Origin of the sequence: uncultured Methylobacterium sp. (genome assembly GCF_964244095.1) — a bacterium.
GTDB lineage: Bacteria > Pseudomonadota > Alphaproteobacteria > Rhizobiales > Beijerinckiaceae > Methylobacterium.
The window spans coordinates 1-17816 of sequence record NZ_CAXTHR010000089.1 but is presented as its reverse complement, the minus strand read 5'-3'; the positions used below and the strand labels follow the sequence as shown (position 1 = coordinate 17816).

The window sequence follows — 17816 nt, the reverse complement described above, 5'->3', positions numbered from 1 at the left end:
CGGCACCGGCGCGACGACCCGCACCCCGCAGGTCGGGCAGTGCACGGCCAGCCGCTGTGCAGTCTCAGAGTGTGATGGTGCATCATCGGCGCTGAGGCGTCAGGCGCCGAGATGGGTGAATCCGCAAGCTCCCACGGGGACAGGCTCGGAGTGAGGGGCGTGAGCTCTGCGTAAGGTTCTCTTCCCCGTCCTTTGCCCGAGCGGAGCCCCGTGGGTCGTCCGGTTCAGGGCTGGGCCGCGGGCGGGCGGATGTCGAGGGGCCGGGAATCCGGCGGCGGGTCGGCCGCCTCGGCGCGGGCGCGGCGCGCGGCCTCCTCAGCCGCCTGGGCACGCAGGCGGATCTGGCGCGCGGCGTCCTCCGCGGCGGCCTTCTCCGCGGTCGCTTTGTCCGCGGCGGCCTTGTCGATCGCCGCCTTGAGCGCGACGGCCCGCGCCCGGTCCATCTCGATGCGGGCGCGGCGGCGCTGGCGCTCGACCTGGTCGGCCTCGTACAGCTCGATCGTCTCCAGTTCGCGCTGGAGCACCAGTGCGGCCAGCCCGGTGGTGAGCGGACCCGTATCGAGGCTGCGTTCGGGCGCGGCGAGCGGGCCGGTCAGGCCGAGCTGGATCGTCGGCGGGCCGCCCCCCCAGCCCCGCGGCGCGGTGCCGCCGACGAGGGTGCCGCGCGCGTCGAGCCGGCCGGCGCGCAGGTCGTAGCTGAGGGTGCCGGTCCAGCGCGCGGCGCCGAGATCGAGGTCGAGCGGCCCGGCGCGCAGCAGGCCGCCGACGATCGTCGCCGGCGCCGAGGCCGGCTGCGTCGTGCCGGCTGCGGCCCTGCCGAGTTCCTCGGCGACCAGAGCCGGGAGCCGGCCCTCGCGCAGAGGGTCCTCGATCTGCAGGGCGCGGGCGAGCGCCCGGCCGGCGGCGGCCGGATCGGTCTCGGGCAGGTTGAGGCCAGCGAGCGTCAGGTCGCCGGTTCCCGAGAGGTTGGCGGCCAGCGCCGCGGGCCCGTCGCCCGCGGTGCCGAAGCGCAGGCGCGCCGAGAGGCGGCCGCGGATCGGGCCGCCGTCGGCGAGCGCCGGCAGCGCGGCGTCCGTCAGCACGCCGTCCCCCGTGATCGCGGCCGCCGCACCCCGCCGCGACAGGGTCGCCGAGCCGCCGATCCGGCCCTCGGCGAGGGTCGCCGAGAGGTCGCGCAACGCCACGCTGCCGCCGTCGAGCTTGAGCGCGAGGGCGGCATCGGCGGCGGTGAGCCCGCGCCCGAGTTCGAGCCGGTCGATCCGCAGGTCGAGGTCGATCCGCGGACCCGGCGGCGGGGCGGCACCGAACGTGCCGGATGCGCCGGCCGGCATCACCAGGGCGGCGGCGAGTTGCGGCAGGGACAGGCGCGCGAGGCGGGCGCTCCCCGCGATCTCCCCGCCGGGTGCCCGCGTGAGGCGCACATCGAGGGCGGCGCCCGCGATCCGGCCCTGCACGGCGGCGCGGGCGTCGTCGCCCTGCCGGGCGAGGCCGATTGCGAGGTCCGCCGGCCACGGGCCGCCGAGGCCGGCGGCGCCCGCGAGCGTCAGGAACGGCCCGAGATCGGGCGTCGCGATCCGCACGTCGCCGGCCGAGGGCGGGCCGCCCTCGGCCGGGAGCCGGATCGGCGTCGCGGTCGCGATCGTCGTTCCGGCGATCGTCCCCGTCGCCTGGAGCGACAGCCCGCCCTCCGCGTCCGGGGCGCGTGTCGCGACGAGGCGCAGGTCCGCCGGCTGCTGCAGGCCGGGGATGTCGGTGCGACCGAACCACGTCCCGGCCCGCGGCGTGGCGATGCGGACCGTGGCACCCGCGACGGCGCCGGCGCGGCCGACCAGCGACAAGTCGAGGGTGCCGCCGGCGGCCCTGCCCGCGGCGGCAAGGCGCAGCGCATCCGCCTCGCCCGCGTCCCGCTCGAGGGTCACGCCGAGATCGAGCGCGCCGGCGCGCAGGAAGGCCGGGATCAGGCGCGCCTCCGCGACCCAGACCCGGTCGATCAGCGACAAGAGCGGCGCCGCGACCGGGGCGGAGAGGCGCCCGGCGACGCGGCCGGCCCCGTCGGCGCCGATCCGCCCGGAGAGCTTGGCGTTCGCGCCGGCGAGGTCGGTCACGTCGAGGCTGTCGACGACGAGGCTCGCGCCGTCCGACTGGATGCTCGCCGACAGGGTGCCGGTCGCGGTCGCGCCGTAGCGCAGGTCGCGCGCCTCGATCGTCAGCCCGAGATCGTGGTCGTGCAGGGCGGCGAGCCCGCCGCCGAGCGGCGGCAGGCCGGCGACGTCGAGGCCGCGCGCCCGGATCTGCGCGTCGAAGCGCCCGCGGGTGCGGCCGTCGGCGGCCGCGTAGCGGGCGTTGCCGGTGACCTGCGCGTCGCCCAGCGACAGGCGCAGGTTGCGCAGCGAGAACGCGCCGCCTGCGGCCGAGACCTCGGCGGCGGCCTCGACCGGCCGGCCGTCGAGCAGCGCGACCGGCGGCCCGTCGAGGCCGAGCCGGCGCAGGTAGCGCCCGAGGCCGTCGGAGGCCGGCGCGCTCACGGCCACCGGGCCGGTGAAGCGCGGGCCCGGCTGGGTGTCGATCTCGCCGCTGGCCGTCACCGTCGCCGCGCCCGGCGCGACCCCTGAGAACCGGCGCAGCAGCAGGCCGCCGGTGCGGTCGAGGGTGCCGGACGCCTTCAGGGACGACCATTCCTCGAAGCCGAGCAGGGCGGCGTCGGCGGTAAGCTCGAGGTCGAGCATCACCGGAAGTCCGGTGCCGGCCTTCGACAGGCCGCGCGCGACGAGGGCCTGGCCGGCGGGCGAGAGCAGGAACGCGTCGAGGTCGAGGCGGCGGGTCTCCAGGGCGAGGCCGGCCCGCCACAGGCGCAGGTCGATCCGGCCGCTGCCGGCGAGCCGCAGGGCCTGTCCCCCGGGGTCGATCTCGGCGTTGACGCCCTCGAAGCGCACCAGCGTGCCGCGGGCCTTGAACGTCCCACCGAGCGTGAACGGCAGGTAGGCGCCGGCAGCCTGCGTCGGCGGTCCGACCACGAGGCGCGCCGAGCCCTCGGCTTCCGTCACCAGGGGGCGCGGCTCGGCGGCGCGGGCCGCGCCGCGCGAGTCGGCCGGCACGAGGCCGACGCGGAAATCGGCCTCGACGCGCGGGCGGGTGTCGCCGCCGGCGGAGAGCTTGACGGGAACGCCTCTGGGCCCGGCCTCGCCGGTGGCGAGGCGGAAGGGCACGCCGCCGCTCGTACCCGCGACGCGCCAGGGTCCGACGAGGGCCGGCGCCTGGACGCTCAGCCCCTCGGCGAAGAACTGGTCGATGCGGCCGGTCGCCGGCACGAACGTCGTCAGCAGGAACTGCTCGACGTGCAGGTCCTCGATCGCGAGGTCGCGCCCGCCCAGGGCGTCGCCGAGGCCGGGGGGCAGGACCAGCGCGTCGCCCTCGGTGACCGGAAGCCTGACCTCGGCCCGGCCGATCCGCGTCTCGGTGAAGCGGATCTCGCCCTTCAGGAGCGGGCTCAGCGCCACCTCGGCCTTCACGATGCGCAGATCGAGGCTAGGCTTGTCTAGGGCAGGCTTGGCCGGGTCGTCCCCGAGGTGCAGCCGGTCGAGGCGCAGGCGCGGCGAGGGCAGCAGCCGCACCGCGATCCCTCCCTCGCTGCGGGCGGGCAGGCCGAGCGACCGGCTCACGGTGCGGTCGACGAGGGCGCGGTGGGCCGGCCAGTCGATGAACGGCGGCACGGCGAGCGCCGCGACGAGGATCAGGATGACGGCGCCCGCGAGCGCGGTCAGGAGGTCACGCACCGTGATCGTTCCGCATGCATCCCGCGCGATCCGGCGGGCTCGAAGGCGACATAGCACGGCGCGTGGCCGGGGACGCCAGGGCGCCGCCGGCCTTGATCGCTGGCTCGCGATGCGGGCTTCGCCGACGCCCGGCGCTTCGATCAGCCGTGCGGCCCTTCCCGCCGCGGCGCGGCCTTGCGGACCCGGAGCTTCAGCGCCGCGGCGCGGGGATGACGCTCGGCCCGGTCGGCGCCGGCTGCATCTGCTGGCTGCGCTGGATGTCCATGCGCGTGGTGTTGTTCTGCGAGGTGATGTTCTGCTGGAGCGCACGGGATTCGCCCTGGCGCTCCAGGGACTGGTTGGCGGCGTTCGGATTGGTCTGGGACACCTGCGCGAGCGCGGGCGAGGCCGCGCCGGCGAGCAGCCCTGCCAGGAGGGCGACCGATGTGACGGACATGGAATGAGTCGGCATGGGGTTCCCTCGTTCGGATATGTCTGTCGCCGCGATGTGAGGAAGCCGGTCGGCCGGTTCAAGGTCCGCGCCCCGCCCCGCGGGGCGGCATCCCGTCCGGGCCTCGACGCCGTTCGCGTTTTGGTCCAGGGATTGCCCATGCAGAACCCCTCGCCTGCGGCGCCGTCCTCCGACGACGGACGCAAAGCCGCCTCGATCGCCGCCCGCGCCATGGGGGGCTTGCGCCCGGCGCCCGGCGCCTATCTCGCAGGCCTGAACGCCGAGCAGCGCCGCGCCGTCGAGGCGACGGACGGCCCGGTGCTCGTGCTCGCGGGCGCCGGCACCGGCAAGACGCGGGTGCTGACCACGCGGATCGCGCACCTGATCGCCACGGGCAAGGCGCGGCCGTTCGACATCCTGTCGGTGACCTTCACCAACAAGGCCGCCCGCGAGATGAAGCACCGGGTCGGTTCGCTGATCGGCCCGGCCGGCGAGGGCATGCCCTGGCTCGGCACCTTCCACGCCATCGGCACCAAGGTCCTGCGCCGCCATGCCGAACTCGTCGGGCTGAAGTCGGACTTCACGATCCTCGGCACCGACGACCAGCTCCGGCTGATGAAGCAGGTGATCAAGGACCAGGACGTTGACGAGAAGCGCTGGCCGGCCCGTTCGCTCGGCCACGCCATCGACGGCTGGAAGAACCGCGGGCTCGCGCCGGAGCAGGTGCCGCCGGGCGAGGCCCAGGCCTTCGCCTTCGGCAAGGGCGGCCCCCTCTACACCGCCTACCAGGCGCGGCTCGCGACGCTCAACGCGGTCGATTTCGGCGATCTCTTGCTGCTCTGCCTCAAGCTGTGGCGCGAGAATCCCGAAATCCTGGCAAACTACCAGGATCGCTTCCGCTACATCCTCGTCGACGAGTACCAGGACACCAACGTCGCGCAGTACCTGTGGCTGAGGCTGCTCGCGCAGGAGCGCAAGAACATCGCCTGCGTCGGCGACGACGACCAGTCGATCTACGGCTGGCGCGGGGCCGAGGTCGACAACATCCTGCGCTTCGAGCACGACTTTCCCGGCGCCGTCGTGGTGCGGCTGGAGCGCAACTACCGCTCCACCGGCCACATCCTCGCCGCCGCCTCCGGGCTGATCGCGAAGAACCAGGGCCGGCTCGGCAAGACGCTTCGGACCGAGGACGTGCTCGGCGAGCCGGTGACGGTCTCGGGCGCCTGGGATTCGGAGGAGGAAGCCCGCCTGCTCGCCGAGGCGATCGAAGCCTTGCAGGCCAAGCAGCACCCGCTCTCGGAGATCGCGGTGCTGGTGCGGATCTCGGCGCAGATGCGCGAGATCGAGGACCGCTTCGTCCAGCTCGGCCTGCCCTATCGCGTCATCGGCGGCCCGCGCTTCTACGAGCGCGCCGAGATCCGCGACGCGCTGGCTTACTTGCGCGTCACGGCCAACGCGAGCGACGACCTCGCCTTCGAGCGGATCGTCAACACGCCCAAGCGCGGCCTGGGCGACGCGACGCTGCAGCAGCTCCACGTCTACGCCCGCGCCGGGCAGATCCCCCTCCTTCACGCCGCAAGAAAGCTCTGCGAGACCGACGAGCTGAAGCCGCGGGTGCGCGCGACGCTGCGGGCGCTGGCCGAGAGCTTTTCGCGCTGGGCGCAGGCCGTGGGGAAGAGCCCGCACGCCGAGGTCGCCCAGACCATCCTGGAGGAATCCGGCTACACCGAGATGTGGCAGAAGGACCGCTCGGCGGACGCCGCCGGGCGGCTGGAGAACCTCAAGGAGTTCGTGCGCTCCATGGAGGAGTTCCCCGACATGGCCGCGTTCCTGGAGCACGTCTCGCTGGTGATGGAGGCGTCCGAGGCCGAGGGCGCCGAGCGCGTCTCGCTGATGACGCTGCACGCGGCCAAGGGCCTGGAATTCGACACGGTGTTCCTGCCGGGCTGGGAGGACGGGCTGTTCCCCAACCAGCGCGCGCTCGACGAGAGCGGCCGGGCCGGCCTGGAGGAGGAGCGGCGGCTCGCCCATGTCGGCCTGACGCGCGCCAGGAAGCGCGCAAAACTGTCGTTTGCCGTCAACCGGCGCATCCACGGGCTGTGGTCCTCGACGATTCCCTCGCGCTTCATCGACGAACTGCCAGAGGACGCCGTCGACGTGATCGAGGCGCCGGCGCACTTCTCCGCCGGCGCCTCGCGCTTCGACCGCAACCCGGCGCCCTTCGGCTCGTCCTACGGCACGCCGGGCTGGCAGCGGGCGCAGGCGAACACGGCCGGCGCGAGCGGGCGCGGCTTCGGCGCCTCGCCGGGCGGCCGCTCCGGCGGTCCGCGCCAGATCGAGGGCGAACTGATCGCCACCTCCACCGGCACGCCCTCGGCGTTCGAGGCCGGGATGCGGGTCTTCCACACCAAGTTCGGCCCCGGTACCGTCGCGGCGGTTGACGGCAACAAGCTCACCGTTGACTTCGACAAGGCCGGCCGCAAGATGGTACTCGACAGCTTCCTGCAGCAGGCATGAGGCGTCCCGCCTGTCGGGCCCGCAGCGTCGGGTCGAGGCCGGCCGGCTTCGCCCGCGAGGGCGGGACAGGATCGAGGGCGTGCCGAGTGCGGTGCCATCCCGACCGGCGCCCCGCGCGCCTGATCCACCCGTCGCCATTCCTGCAACACCCGCCATCCGCCGTCATGCCCCCGTCGCGTCGGCAAGGCCATGGTGCGCGCATTGCATGGCTTCGCGACCACGACGCGCGGCTCGATGGTCCCCGCGTCGTCCACAAGCTTCGTGTCGTGGGCCGGAACCGGCTCAAGGCTGCAATATTGCGTCCGAGAGGAGAAGGCTCACGCTGCGAAGGCCGAGGCGTCTACGGCGCATCGGCAGATTCTGGTCTGCAAGTCCTAGTTAGTAAGTTCTGGTTGGCAAATCCTGGTTGGCAAGTCCCACGTGGAGTGTTGATCGATGAAAAGACGGCGCGCACGACTTGAGCTGGTGGAAGACCGTACGGTCCGGCTGCACAGGACCCGCTTCGACGAGGAGCGGAACCTAGGTCCCATCCAACCGCTGACGGAAAAGCAGGGCGACTACCTCGACGCGCTCGCCGCGCACGACCAAGTCATCGTCCTCGGCCCCGCCGGCACCGGCAAGACCTACATCGCCGGGACGCGGGCCGCCGACCTGCTCCGCCAGCGCCGCATCGCCAAGGTGGTGATCACCCGGCCGAACGTGCCGTCCGGCCGCTCGCTCGGCTTCTTCCCCGGCACGCTGGAGGAGAAGATCGCCCCCTGGGTCGCCCCACTCACCGAGGCGATGAAGGAGCGGATGGGGGCAGCCGCCTTCGAGATCGCGCTCAAGGCCGGCGACATCGAGATCGTGCCGTTCGAGGTGATGCGCGGGCGCACGTTCAAGGACTGCCTCGTGATCCTCGACGAGGCGCAGAACACCACCACGGCCGAGATCAAGATGTTCCTCACCCGCATCGGCAACGCCTGCCAGGTGATCATCAACGGCGACGTCTCGCAGACGGATCTGCGCGAGACCTCGGGCCTGCGCACCGTGATCCACCTCATCAAGAGCCGGATGATGCCGATCCCCGTGGTCGAGTTCACCCGCGACGACATCGTGCGCTCGGGCATCTGCGCCGAATGGGTGAAGGCTTTCGAGGAAACGAATCTCTGACTTGGCGGTTACCAGCGGCGGGCCGGAGCGGAGGCCCGCCGCGCCCTCGGGCGCGAGACCGTCCTCCCGTCCTCCGAATCCGGAGGCCGGACTGGGTGCCGCGCCCGAGTCAAGCAGTAGGAAATTCCCCATGCGGAAACTGACCTTCGCCGTCGCCGTGCTGGCCTCCCTCGGCGCCGCCGCGCTCACCGCTCCCGCCTCGGCCGCTCCCGGCGCGCCGATGGGCGTCGCTGCCCCCGACGCGGTCGAGACCGTGCAGATGCGCCGCATGGAGCGCCGGATGATGCATCGCCGCATGGAGCGCCGGATGATGCACCGGCACATGGAGCGCCGCCGGATGATGCGCCGGATGTGATCGGCCGATCGACACGCTCGGCAGCGGGGCCCTTCGGGGCCCCGTTTTCTTTCGCGGATGCGGGGATCGGAGACGACGGACGGATTGCCCGGACTCGCGCGGATTCCTAATGTCGGTCCGCGAGGCCCGGACGCGGCCGTCATGTTTTGGAAGCCGACATGCCCCCCTCCAACCGCCTGTTCGACGATTTCGCCCGGCTGGTGACGGATGCCGCCGGCGCAGCGCAAGGGGTGCGCCGCGAGGCGGAGACTGTGATCCGCGGCCAGGCCGAACGGCTGATTCGCGACATGGACATCGCCTCGCGCGAAGAGGTCGACGTGCTGCGCGACCTCCTTACCACGCTGCGAACGCAGAACGAGGCGCTGTCCGCCCGTGTCGCCGCCCTGGAGGCGAAGGCCGGCCCGGCGCCCGCGGCCGGCGCGGGGGCCTGACGGCTTTGTCATCTGCGCCCGTCGCCCATGCGTGGACGCGGCCCGTCTCATCGGCCGCGAACCGACCACCCGGGAGACCGGTGCTTGTGCACAGGAAGCGCGCCCAGCCGATCCGTTTCCTGTTCACCGGTCGCGGCACACGCTTTGTGTCGCGACTCGCTGGCGGTCTATAGTCGGTGACGTACTGATTCGCCCGCCACGCCGATGACCGGCCAGCCATCAAGACCGCGCCACGAAACGTTTGATCCTTCCGGGTCAAGTCTTTCCGTGACGCATCTTGATTTCGTGCTCTGGTTTCCTTGCCGTTCACCATGATGCGGCGGTCCCCGTGCGGGATCGTCAGCCCGGATCGTCATGCCCCAGCTTCACGTCGACATCGAAGGGAACGACCGGATCGAGCATCCGCTCGACGTCGTCGAGCGGCTCGCGTCGCTTCGCGACTGGATCTTCGACCGGGCCGAGACCGACGAGATGTCCGTCGTGGTGGCGGGGCGCTGGACCGAGTATCAGGTCGCCTTCACCTGGATCGAGGACGTCGAGGCGCTGCACGTCGCCTGCGCCTTCGACCTAAAGGTGCCGGAGCGCCGCCGCACGGAGGTGCAGCGGCTGATCGCGCTGATCAACGAGCAGCTCTGGATCGGGCATTTCGACCTGTGGTCCACCGACAGCGTGGTGATGTTCCGCCACGCGCTCCTGCTCGCGGGCGGCGCGGTGCCGACGCACCCGCAATGCGCGATGCTGCTGAAATCCGCCGTCGAGGCGTGCGAGCGGTACTACCAAGCCTTCCAGTTCGTGCTCTGGGCCGGGAAGCCGGCCCGGGAGGCCCTGGACGCGGTGCTGTTCGAGACCGAGGGCGAGGCGTGAGACCCGCATGAGATCCGCATGAGCGCCGGGGACGCGCGCGGCCGCCTGCCCGCATCGCTGACGCTCGTGGGCGCCGGCCGGATGGGGGCGGCGATGCTCAACGGCTGGCTCGCCGCCGGTCTCGATCCGCGCCGCGCCACCATCGTCGAACCGCAGCCGTCGGAAGCCGTGCGCGGCCTCTGCGCGGCGCGCGGCATCGCCCTGAACCCGGCGGAGGCCGCCGCCGCCGCCGTCCTGGTTGTCGCGATCAAGCCGCAGGGCTTCGCGGAGGCAGCACGCGCCCTCGACCGGATGATCGGCTCCGACACCGTGGTGCTGTCGATCCTGGCGGGCAAGACCGTCGCCGACCTGAAGGTCCGCCTCCGGAGCGCCCGCGCCGTGGTGCGCGCGATGCCGAACCTTCCCGCCAGCATCGGCCGGGGCGCCACCGGCGCTGTCGCGAGCCCGGAGGTGACGGAGGACCAGCGCGCCGCCGTCGATGCGCTGCTCGCAGCCAACGGCCTCGTCGAGTGGGTCGGTGCCGAGGACGAGATCGACGCGGTGACCGCCGTGTCGGGCTCCGGCCCGGCCTACGTCTTCCTGCTCGTCGAGGCGCTGGAAGCGGCCGGCGTCGCGGCCGGGTTGTCTCCGGCGGTCGCCGCGCGGCTGGCCCGCGCCACGGTCTCGGGAGCCGGCGCCCTCCTCGACGCGAGCGACCTCCCCGCAGCCGAGCTTCGCCGCAACGTCACCTCGCCCGGCGGCACCACGGCCGCCGCCCTTGACGTGCTGATGCGCGCCGACGGCCTGGCCCCGCTGCTGCACGAGGCGGTCGCCGCGGCCAAGCGCCGGGCGGGGGCGCTGGCGGGCTGAGCCGACCCAGCGCGGAGCACGCACGAGCCTTTCCGTCCGTCCGGTCCGACCACCGGTGACGATCCGGCACCCTTCGACACGGAGGCGTTCCTACGATCCAATCGCTGCACGATCCAGGGATGGACGACAGCCTTTCACCAAAGACCCGCAGCGATCTGGACGCCATCGGGTGGCGCGTCGGCGGCTGATCCGGAACCCGGACGAGAGACCGCGCGAAGCGTCGTCAACGGCCGCTCGCGGCGACCGGCCGGACCGATCGCGGCCGCCGTCGCCTTTCGCCCGCGGTCGGCCCCATGCGGGATATACCCACCGTCAAGCTATTGCTCACGATCGTCACGATGATCAGCTTGACCGTAACGAAAGAGATCTGGCGCTCGGCGTGTTTTTGCCGATGAAGGCCGGATGAATGCTTCTTTCAGAACCGATTAAAGCCGTCCTCGCTAGCACGTCGGTCCACGACGACGGACCCCTCCGCGCCGGCACGGCCCCGGCGCCGCGCCGGATGTCCGCCGGAGGCGGGGTCGGGACGCGTCGCCCCGCGTGCGAGGACGGCCGATGGAGCAGGACTTCCCAGACGGACCCGGCCTCGACGCCGCATCGCTCCCGCGCGCGGAGACGCGGGCCGGCGGGCGGCGTCCGCGCGGAGCGGAAGGCCGCCTCGACGCCGAGGCCCGGCGCCGGATCGGCCTCAACCTGCGGGTGCTCCACGCCGGCCTCCTCGCCCAGCCGATCCCCGAGCGGTTCGAGGCGCCGGTCGCCGCGTTCGCCGCATGCTCCGGAGAGGAGTCCTCGCGATGACCCACACCCCCGCACCCCATGCGCCCGCCCTCCATGCCTCGGCGGCGCCAGCGCCCGCCCCCGTCGGCACCCCGGCCGGCGCCGATGCCGCGATGCGCGACCTGCTGCTCGGCGCGATCCCCGCGCTGCGGGCCTTCGCCTTCTCGCTGACCTACGACCTCGACCGGACCGACGACCTCGTCCAGGACACGCTGATGCGCGCCTGGACCAAGGCCGAGAGCTTCCGCCGCGGCACCAACCTCACCGCGTGGCTGTTCACCATCCTGCGCAACCTGTTCTATTCCGAGCAGCGCAAGCGCAGGCGCGAGGTCGAGGACGCCGACGGCGCCCATGCCGCGCGGCTGACCAGCCTGCCCGAGCAGGAGGTGCGCGTGGAGATGCAGGCGTTCCGGAGCGCGCTGAACCTGCTGCCGCTCGCCCAGCGCGAGGCGCTGGTGCTCGTCGGCGCCCAGAACTTCACCTACGAGGAGGCCGCCGAGATCTGCGGCGTCGCCGTCGGCACGGTCAAGAGCCGGGTCAGCCGGGCGCGGGGCCGGCTGATCGCGTCCCTCGGCATGGACGGGCCCGGCGACATCGGCGCCGACGCCCGCACCCGCGCCGCCCTCGACGGGGCGTGATCGGCGACCCGCATGCCCGGCGCTTCGGGTCGATGGGAGATCGTTGCGGTTTGTCGGCCGGCTTCCGCCCGATCGCGGCGGCTCTCAACGAAGCCTTCACCGATCGGCACGGGGTGGTGTCGGAGCCCGGCCGTGCAGGCGGTCGGCGATCATCGGCAAGCTCGGCGGTGGGGTCGCCGCCCGGCTCATGTTCGGCGGCGTGGCCGGACGGGCGGCGCAGCGCATGACGCGCGACCTGTGCAGCTTCGACGGGCGCGAACGGCGCCGCCCGCCGCGACGCGGCGCTCGCCCCGGCCCGTTACGGCGTGGCGCTCGCCGGCTTCCTCCAGCTGTACTATGTCGGCCACGTCGCGGTGCACGGCGCCCCGTCCTCCGCCCCGGTGATCTGACCGGGCGGACACGGGGCACCGCGAGCGGCCCCATCCCGGGGCCGCGTCGGCGCGGCCGATGCGGAGATCGAGCCCAGCGTGCGGACCGCGAAGACGCTTCGGTGGCTGCTCGTCGGCGGGCTCGTCCTCCTTGGGGGCTGGTTCGGCGTCCTCGTGGCGCGGGGCGAGGAGCCCGGCGGCATCGAGGAGGCCTGGATGCTCCTCGGGCCGCCCGACCTCGGCCCGGTCGACGTCGCCACGCTCGCGCGCACCCGCGGGGACGCGCTCGCCTGTCCGCCGGACCATTGCCGCGTCCGCGCCGACATCGTCGCGCCGACGCTGCCGGTCTCGGGCGAGCGGCTGCGGGCGATCGTCGCCGCCGTGGCGGCCGGCGAACCGCGGACCGAACGCGTGTTCGAGGACCGCTGGGCGGAGGAGGATCGCTACGTCGCGCGCTCGAAGGTCCTGCGCCTGCCGGACACGATCGCGGTCGCGATCGTCGGCGCCGGCCAGGGCCGGGCGACCCTCGCGCTCTACGCCCGCCCGCAATTCGCGCTGACGGATCTCGGCGGCAACCGCGCCCGCCTCGTCCGCTGGCTCGCGCGGATCGAGGCGCTCGCGCGGGACGAGGCCGGGCGGTGAGGCTCGGCGCGGGGAAAGCAGCGGCCCGAACGCGTCGACCGCGCCGTCGATGGTGATCCGCGTCCCGGCGCAGGGCAGCAGGAACGCGACCAGCCGCCCGCCGGGTTGACGATCGGGAACAGGCGCGCGCGCAGGAACCGCCGGACGGCCGCCGCGGCGCCCATGCCCCTGTCCGCCCGGCCCGCACCCCGGATCGCAACGCCGCGGACGCTCCAAGCCCGCGCACGCGCGACCGGCAGGCCCCGCGCACGCGCGACCGGCAGGTCGGCCGGAACGATCAGACCGGGGCGGGCGCCGGGACCAGCACGCGGGCCGGAGCCAGCCGGCGGGCGCGGTGGACCTGCTGCACGGCGATCGGCCGGTAGAGCTGCTTCGTCGCGTGCACCACGTGGAGCCCGGCGAAGGGCAGCGAGAGCCCGGTGCCGAAGCGTTCCCAGGCGCCGGCCGTCCGCAGCATCGGCCGCGACCGGACCGGGGGCATGTACAGGGTCTCGGCCCAGCCTTCCGGCGAGAACAGGGTGTCGCGCATCAGCCGGCCGAGCTGCGGGCGGCTGTAGGGCTGGCCGTGGCCGAACGGAGTCGCGTCGCGCCGCGCCCAGACCCCGCGGCGGTTGGGCACCACGAGGATCATCCGCCCGCCCGGCGTCAGGGTGCGCCACACCTCCTGCAGCAGTTCGGTCGGGCTCTCCACCGCCTCCAGCGCGTGGACCAAGATTACCCGGTCGATCGCCGCCTCGGGCAGCGGCATCATCGTCGGGTCGGCGAGCGCCGAGCAGGAGCGGCCGCTGCCGGGCCAGTTCACCACCCCTTGCGTCGCCGGCATGAAGGCCAGCGTCCGCTCGGCGATGCAGTGGACGGGCCCGAGATAGGGCACCGCGTAGCCGAGCCCGAGGACGCGAAGCCCCGAGACCGAGCCGAGGAAGCCGTGGATCGCGCGGGCGAGGATGCGGTGCGTCGTGACGCCCAGCGGCGTGGCGTAGAAGGCCCGCAGGTCGGTGACGTCGAGGCGCATGGCGTGAGGCGGCGGCGGCGTTCGAGGGGGCCGGGCGGTCCCGCCCGATCCCGATTCAATGGGGTCCGAAGCCGCCCGGGGCAAGCGGGCCCGCGCGCCTCCGCCGTGGACGGCGCCCGGAACCCCCCGGTCGCCGCATCGGTTCCCCGCCGGACACCGAGAGGCCGGACCCGCCGGCCGACAGCGTGGAGACGCAGCCATGGCCGGCCCGACGCCTGAGATCCGCACCTTCCTCTGCCGCAGCGACAACGTCGGCGTGCTGATCCGCGACCCCGCGACCGGCGCCTGCGCGGCGATCGACGTGCCGGAGGCCGCCCCCGTGCTCCGCGTGCTGGCGGAGACCGGCTGGCGGCTCACCGACATCCTCGTGACCCACCGCCACGGCGACCACATCGCGGGCATCCCCGAGGTGAAGCGAGCGACCGGCGCCCGCGTCACGGCGCCGGCCAGGGCCGGCTCGGCGATCCCGGAGGTCGACACCACGGTGTCGGAAGGCGACACGGTGCGGGTCGGCGACCTCGCGGCCGAGGTGTGGGAGACGCCGGGCCACTGCGCCGACCACGTCGCCTACTGGTTCCGCGAGGCCGGCATCGTGTTCTCGGGCGACACCCTGTTCACCCTCGGCTGCGGCCGGGTGATGGAGAGCCCGCCCGAGACCCTGTGGCGCTCGCTGCAACGGTTCCTGCCGCTTCCCGACGCGACGCAGGTGTTCAGCGGGCACGATTACGTGCTCGCCAACGCCCGCTTCGCAGCCGCCGTAGACTCGGCCAACGACGCCGTGACGCAGCGGATGCGCAAGGCCGAGGAGGCCAAGTCCGCCGGCCGCTTCCTGGTTCCCTCGACGATGGCCGAGGAGCGCGCGACCAACCCTTTCCTGCGCAGCGGCGAACCGGCGTTGCGCAACGCCGTCGGCCTCGGCGAAAACGTTGACCCCGCAGAGGTTTTTGTTGCACTGCGGGAGAGGAAGGATCGTTTCTGACGCACAGGTTTTCAAGGAAAATTCGTTGCCTTCTCAAAGAGAAGTGAACATACGACGTCAGGTAGGTTCCAAACTACCCGCTCGATAGGCTCCCGGAGGGAGGCTCGACATCAACGGAAGCGTCCTCGCGCTTCATGCGGTCAGATGGGGGTCCGTCTCGCCTTACCACTCGTCCTCGCGCCTGCCGCTTCCCTTCATCCAGCCGGCTTCCGAACTGCGCCCCGAAGAACCGGCCGCGAAAGCGACCGCCGCCGGGGGGGCTCCAACGGCGGCGGGCCGCCCGGCACGCGCATCGGTCTCCACTGTCCGGTCGCGCGCGGCGCCGGTCTCGGCGGACGTGCGCCTCCTCGGCATCGCCACCGAGCATCTCGCCCGGCTCGGCCCCAAGCGGGTCACCGTGGTCGCCGTCGCCGCCGAGGCGGGGATGACGCATGCCAACGTCTATCGCTACTTCCCCTCGAAGGACGCGCTGCTCGATGCCGTCGCAGGCCGCTGGCTGCGCGACGTCGAGGCGCGGCTGGCCGCCATCGCCGACGCGCCCGACCCGGCCGACGACAAGATCGAGCGGCTGCTCACCGCGCTCGCCGCGGTGCAGCGCGACGCGCTCCATGAGGAGCCGAACCTGTTCGCCGTCCACCTCGACGCGACGGTGGCCGCGCGGCCGATCGCCCGGCGCCACCGGGTGCGGCTGCGCAGCCTCGTCGAGCGCGTGGTCGAGGAAGGCATGGCCACCGGTACCTTCTCGGCGCGTGATCGCGAGCGGGCGATCGCCTACATCTTCGACGCGAGCTACCGCTTCACCCATCCGCTGGCGATCCAGCACGATGCGGAGGTGCCGCGCGACCTCCTCGACGCGCGCTTCGGCGCGGTGATCCACGCGATCCAGCGGGTGCTGCGCGCGGGCATCCTCTAGGCACGATGACAGGCCCTCGGATCTGTCACGCGAGCGGTCCCGGCCCGGCAGCGAGCCTTTAAGGGCCTTGAAGAGCTTGGCTTTTCGAGGGCGCCGTCCCGTGCGGCCTCGGCCGGCCTTGGCCCGAAGCGTGCTTGCACGGCCTGCGTCGGGTTGATGAAGCGGTGCTTTTCCGCCACACAGCCGCGCAGAAAAGCCGGCCGCGCCGGGCGGTGCTTCGCGGACCGGCGAGGGCCCCGGTTCCGGACGCGCCGCGCCTTCACGCACAGCGGAGAGTTCTCGGACATGGCACGCAGCAAGATCGCGCTCATCGGCGCCGGCCAGATCGGCGGGACGCTGGCGCACCTCGCCGGCCTGAAGGAACTCGGCGACGTGGTGCTGTTCGACATCGTCGATGGCGTGCCGCAGGGCAAGGCGCTGGACATCGCCGAATCCGCGCCCGTGGACGGGTTCGACGCCCGGTATTCCGGCGCGAGCGACTATGCCGCGATCCGGGGGGCGGACGTGGTGATCGTCACCGCTGGCGTGCCGCGCAAGCCCGGCATGAGCCGCGACGACCTGATCGGCATCAACCTCAAGGTCATGGAAGCGGTGGGCGGCGGCATCCGCGACAACGCGCCGGACGCGTTCGTGATCTGCATCACCAACCCACTCGACGCGATGGTGTGGGCGCTGCAGAAGTTCTCCGGCCTGCCGGCGCACAAGGTCGTCGGCATGGCCGGCGTGCTCGATTCCGCGCGCTTCCGCCACTTCCTGGCGGAAGAGTTCAAGGTCTCGGTCGAGGACGTGACCGCCTTCGTGCTCGGCGGCCACGGCGACGACATGGTGCCCCTGGTGCGCTACTCGACGGTGGCCGGCGTGCCGCTCACCGATCTGGTCAAGCTCGGCTGGACGAGCCAGGAGAAGCTCGACGCGATGGTCGAGCGCACGCGCAAGGGCGGCGGCGAGATCGTCAACCTGCTCAAGACCGGCTCGGCCTTCTACGCGCCGGCGGCCTCCGCCATCGCCATGGCCGAGAGCTACCTCAAGGACAAGAAGCGGGTGCTGCCCTGCGCCGCCCACCTCGACGGCCAGTACGGCGTGTCGGGGATGTATGTCGGCGTGCCGGTGGTGATCGGCGCGGGCGGCGTCGAGCGCGTGCTCGAAGTGACCTTCAATGATGACGAGAAGGCGATGTTTACGAAGTCGGTCGGCGCGGTCACCGCCCTGATCGAGGCGTGCAAGGGCGTGAACCCTTCGCTCGCCTGAGAAGAGGCGAATGGCGAGTAGCGAGTAGCGAAGAGAGCCCCTCGGCTCCGCTGCCCTGCCCGACTATTCGCTATTGGCTACTCCCTATTCGCCCAGAGGCTCCGATGAACATCCACGAATACCAAGCCAAGGCGGTGCTGAAGGAATTCGGCCTGCCGGTCTCCCGCGGCGTCGCGATCTTCAGGCCGGAGGAGGCGGAGGCCGCCGCCCGCGAACTCGGCGGCCCGGTCTGGGTGGTGAAGTCGCAGATCCATGCGGGTGGGCGCGGCAAGGGCACCTTCAAGGGCGCGCCCGAAGGCGCCAAGGGCGGCGTGCGCGTCACCAAGTCGATCGACGAGGTCAAGCAGTTTGCCGGCGAAATGCTGGGCCAGACCCTGGTGACGATCCAGACCGGCGAGGCCGGCAAGCAGGTCAATCGGCTCTACATCGAGGACGGCGCGCAGATCGCCGCCGAGTTCTACCTGTCGATGCTGGTCGACCGCGAGACCGGGCAGGTCGCCTTCGTCGTCTCGACGGAGGGCGGCATGGACATCGAGACGGTGGCGCACGACAGCCCCGAAAAGATCGTCACCTTCTCGGTCGATCCGGCCACCGGCATCATGCCCCATCACGGCCGCGCGGTGGCCAAGGCGCTCGGGCTGACGGGCGCACAGGCCAAGGAAGCCGGCGATCTCGCGCAGAAGCTCTACGCGGCCTTCACGGCCAAGGACATGAGCATGCTGGAGATCAACCCGCTGGTGCTCACCGGTGACGGCCACCTCAAGTGTCTGGATGCCAAGATCTCGTTCGATTCCAACGCGCTCTACCGCCACCCCGACATCCTGGCGCTCCGCGACGAGACCGAGGAGGACGCCAAGGAGATCGAGGC

General features: G+C 72.7%; 16 protein-coding genes. 13 read left to right on the top strand and 3 right to left on the bottom strand.

Annotated features, from left to right (window positions below):
- Nucleotides 1–224: 224 nt before the first annotated feature.
- Nucleotides 225–3773: an AsmA family protein gene (locus tag ACFE86_RS14430; RefSeq protein WP_375456021.1), complete on the bottom strand. Its 3549-nt coding sequence runs from the start codon at nt 3771–3773 to the stop codon at nt 225–227.
- 190 nt (nt 3774–3963) lie between these two features.
- Entirely contained in the window at nt 3964–4209 is a 246-nt protein-coding gene (locus tag ACFE86_RS14425; RefSeq protein WP_375456020.1) for a hypothetical protein, read from the bottom strand.
- A 153-nt stretch (nt 4210–4362) separates the two neighbouring features.
- On the opposite strand from ACFE86_RS14425, the gene ACFE86_RS14420 reads away from it, so the two are divergent.
- The 9 genes from ACFE86_RS14420 (at nt 4363) to ACFE86_RS14380 (ending at nt 12796) form a co-directional block, all read left to right on the top strand.
- Entirely contained in the window at nt 4363–6720 is a 2358-nt protein-coding gene (locus tag ACFE86_RS14420) for an ATP-dependent helicase (protein ID WP_375456019.1), read from the top strand.
- Between the two features lie 435 nt (nt 6721–7155).
- Complete coding sequence (locus ACFE86_RS14415) at nt 7156–7872, top strand: PhoH family protein (RefSeq protein ID WP_375456018.1); 717 nt, start codon at nt 7156–7158, stop codon at nt 7870–7872.
- A gap of 130 nt (nt 7873–8002) precedes the next feature.
- Entirely contained in the window at nt 8003–8227 is a 225-nt protein-coding gene (locus ACFE86_RS14410) for a hypothetical protein (RefSeq protein ID WP_375456017.1), read from the top strand.
- A gap of 158 nt (nt 8228–8385) precedes the next feature.
- Entirely contained in the window at nt 8386–8658 is a 273-nt protein-coding gene (locus ACFE86_RS14405) for an accessory factor UbiK family protein (protein WP_375456016.1), read from the top strand.
- Between the two features lie 354 nt (nt 8659–9012).
- The gene (locus tag ACFE86_RS14400) at nt 9013–9522 is read left to right on the top strand and encodes a YbjN domain-containing protein (protein ID WP_375456015.1); all 510 of its coding nucleotides are present in this window, start codon (nt 9013–9015) and stop codon (nt 9520–9522) included.
- A gap of 18 nt (nt 9523–9540) precedes the next feature.
- Nucleotides 9541–10371 carry a pyrroline-5-carboxylate reductase gene (proC, locus tag ACFE86_RS14395; RefSeq protein WP_375456014.1) on the top strand — a complete coding sequence of 277 codons (831 nt, stop codon included), beginning with the start codon at nt 9541–9543 and terminating at the stop codon, nt 10369–10371.
- A 555-nt stretch (nt 10372–10926) separates the two neighbouring features.
- Nucleotides 10927–11169 carry a hypothetical protein gene (locus tag ACFE86_RS14390; RefSeq protein WP_375456013.1) on the top strand — a complete coding sequence of 81 codons (243 nt, stop codon included), beginning with the start codon at nt 10927–10929 and terminating at the stop codon, nt 11167–11169.
- A 92-nt stretch (nt 11170–11261) separates the two neighbouring features.
- Complete coding sequence (locus ACFE86_RS14385; protein WP_375456022.1) at nt 11262–11786, top strand: sigma-70 family RNA polymerase sigma factor; 525 nt, start codon at nt 11262–11264, stop codon at nt 11784–11786.
- A gap of 467 nt (nt 11787–12253) precedes the next feature.
- Nucleotides 12254–12796: a hypothetical protein gene (locus tag ACFE86_RS14380; RefSeq protein WP_375456012.1), complete on the top strand. Its 543-nt coding sequence runs from the start codon at nt 12254–12256 to the stop codon at nt 12794–12796.
- 277 nt (nt 12797–13073) lie between these two features.
- Here the strand turns inward: ACFE86_RS14380 and ACFE86_RS14375 are convergent, their stop codons facing one another.
- Nucleotides 13074–13808 (bottom strand): methyltransferase domain-containing protein, encoded by a 735-nt coding sequence (locus tag ACFE86_RS14375; protein WP_375456011.1) that lies wholly within the window; start codon nt 13806–13808, stop codon nt 13074–13076.
- Between the two features lie 199 nt (nt 13809–14007).
- Here ACFE86_RS14375 and gloB point away from each other — a divergent pair, with 199 nt between their 5' ends.
- From gloB to ACFE86_RS14355, 4 genes are all read left to right on the top strand, one after another.
- Nucleotides 14008–14787, top strand: a complete 780-nt coding sequence (gloB, locus tag ACFE86_RS14370; RefSeq protein WP_375456010.1) for a hydroxyacylglutathione hydrolase — start codon at nt 14008–14010, stop codon at nt 14785–14787.
- A 337-nt stretch (nt 14788–15124) separates the two neighbouring features.
- Nucleotides 15125–15700 carry a TetR family transcriptional regulator gene (locus ACFE86_RS14365; RefSeq protein ID WP_375456009.1) on the top strand — a complete coding sequence of 192 codons (576 nt, stop codon included), beginning with the start codon at nt 15125–15127 and terminating at the stop codon, nt 15698–15700.
- Nucleotides 15701–15985: 285 nt separating this feature from the next.
- The gene (gene mdh / locus ACFE86_RS14360; RefSeq protein ID WP_375456008.1) at nt 15986–16948 is read left to right on the top strand and encodes a malate dehydrogenase; all 963 of its coding nucleotides are present in this window, start codon (nt 15986–15988) and stop codon (nt 16946–16948) included.
- 104 nt (nt 16949–17052) lie between these two features.
- Nucleotides 17053–17816, top strand: a 764-nt coding sequence (locus ACFE86_RS14355) for a succinate--CoA ligase subunit beta (protein WP_375456007.1), incomplete at its 3' end; no start/stop codon positions are given.

Excerpts from the sequence above, each read along its gene's own strand:
- ACFE86_RS14420 (WP_375456019.1), top strand. The coding sequence starts at position 4,363 with ATGCAGAACCCCTCGCCTGCGGCGCCGTCCTCCGACGACGGACGCAAA.
- ACFE86_RS14410 (WP_375456017.1), top strand. The coding sequence starts at position 8,003 with ATGCGGAAACTGACCTTCGCCGTCGCCGTGCTGGCCTCCCTCGGCGCC.
- ACFE86_RS14375 (WP_375456011.1), bottom strand. The coding sequence starts at position 13,808 with ATGCGCCTCGACGTCACCGACCTGCGGGCCTTCTACGCCACGCCGCTG.
- gloB (WP_375456010.1), top strand. The coding sequence starts at position 14,008 with ATGGCCGGCCCGACGCCTGAGATCCGCACCTTCCTCTGCCGCAGCGAC.
- mdh (WP_375456008.1), top strand. The coding sequence starts at position 15,986 with ATGGCACGCAGCAAGATCGCGCTCATCGGCGCCGGCCAGATCGGCGGG.
- proC (WP_375456014.1), top strand. The coding sequence starts at position 9,541 with ATGAGCGCCGGGGACGCGCGCGGCCGCCTGCCCGCATCGCTGACGCTC.
- ACFE86_RS14405 (WP_375456016.1), top strand. The coding sequence starts at position 8,386 with ATGCCCCCCTCCAACCGCCTGTTCGACGATTTCGCCCGGCTGGTGACG.
- ACFE86_RS14415 (WP_375456018.1), top strand. The coding sequence starts at position 7,156 with ATGAAAAGACGGCGCGCACGACTTGAGCTGGTGGAAGACCGTACGGTC.
- ACFE86_RS14400 (WP_375456015.1), top strand. The coding sequence starts at position 9,013 with ATGCCCCAGCTTCACGTCGACATCGAAGGGAACGACCGGATCGAGCAT.
- ACFE86_RS14425 (WP_375456020.1), bottom strand. The coding sequence starts at position 4,209 with ATGTCCGTCACATCGGTCGCCCTCCTGGCAGGGCTGCTCGCCGGCGCG.
- ACFE86_RS14385 (WP_375456022.1), top strand. The coding sequence starts at position 11,262 with ATGCGCGACCTGCTGCTCGGCGCGATCCCCGCGCTGCGGGCCTTCGCC.
- ACFE86_RS14390 (WP_375456013.1), top strand. The coding sequence starts at position 10,927 with ATGGAGCAGGACTTCCCAGACGGACCCGGCCTCGACGCCGCATCGCTC.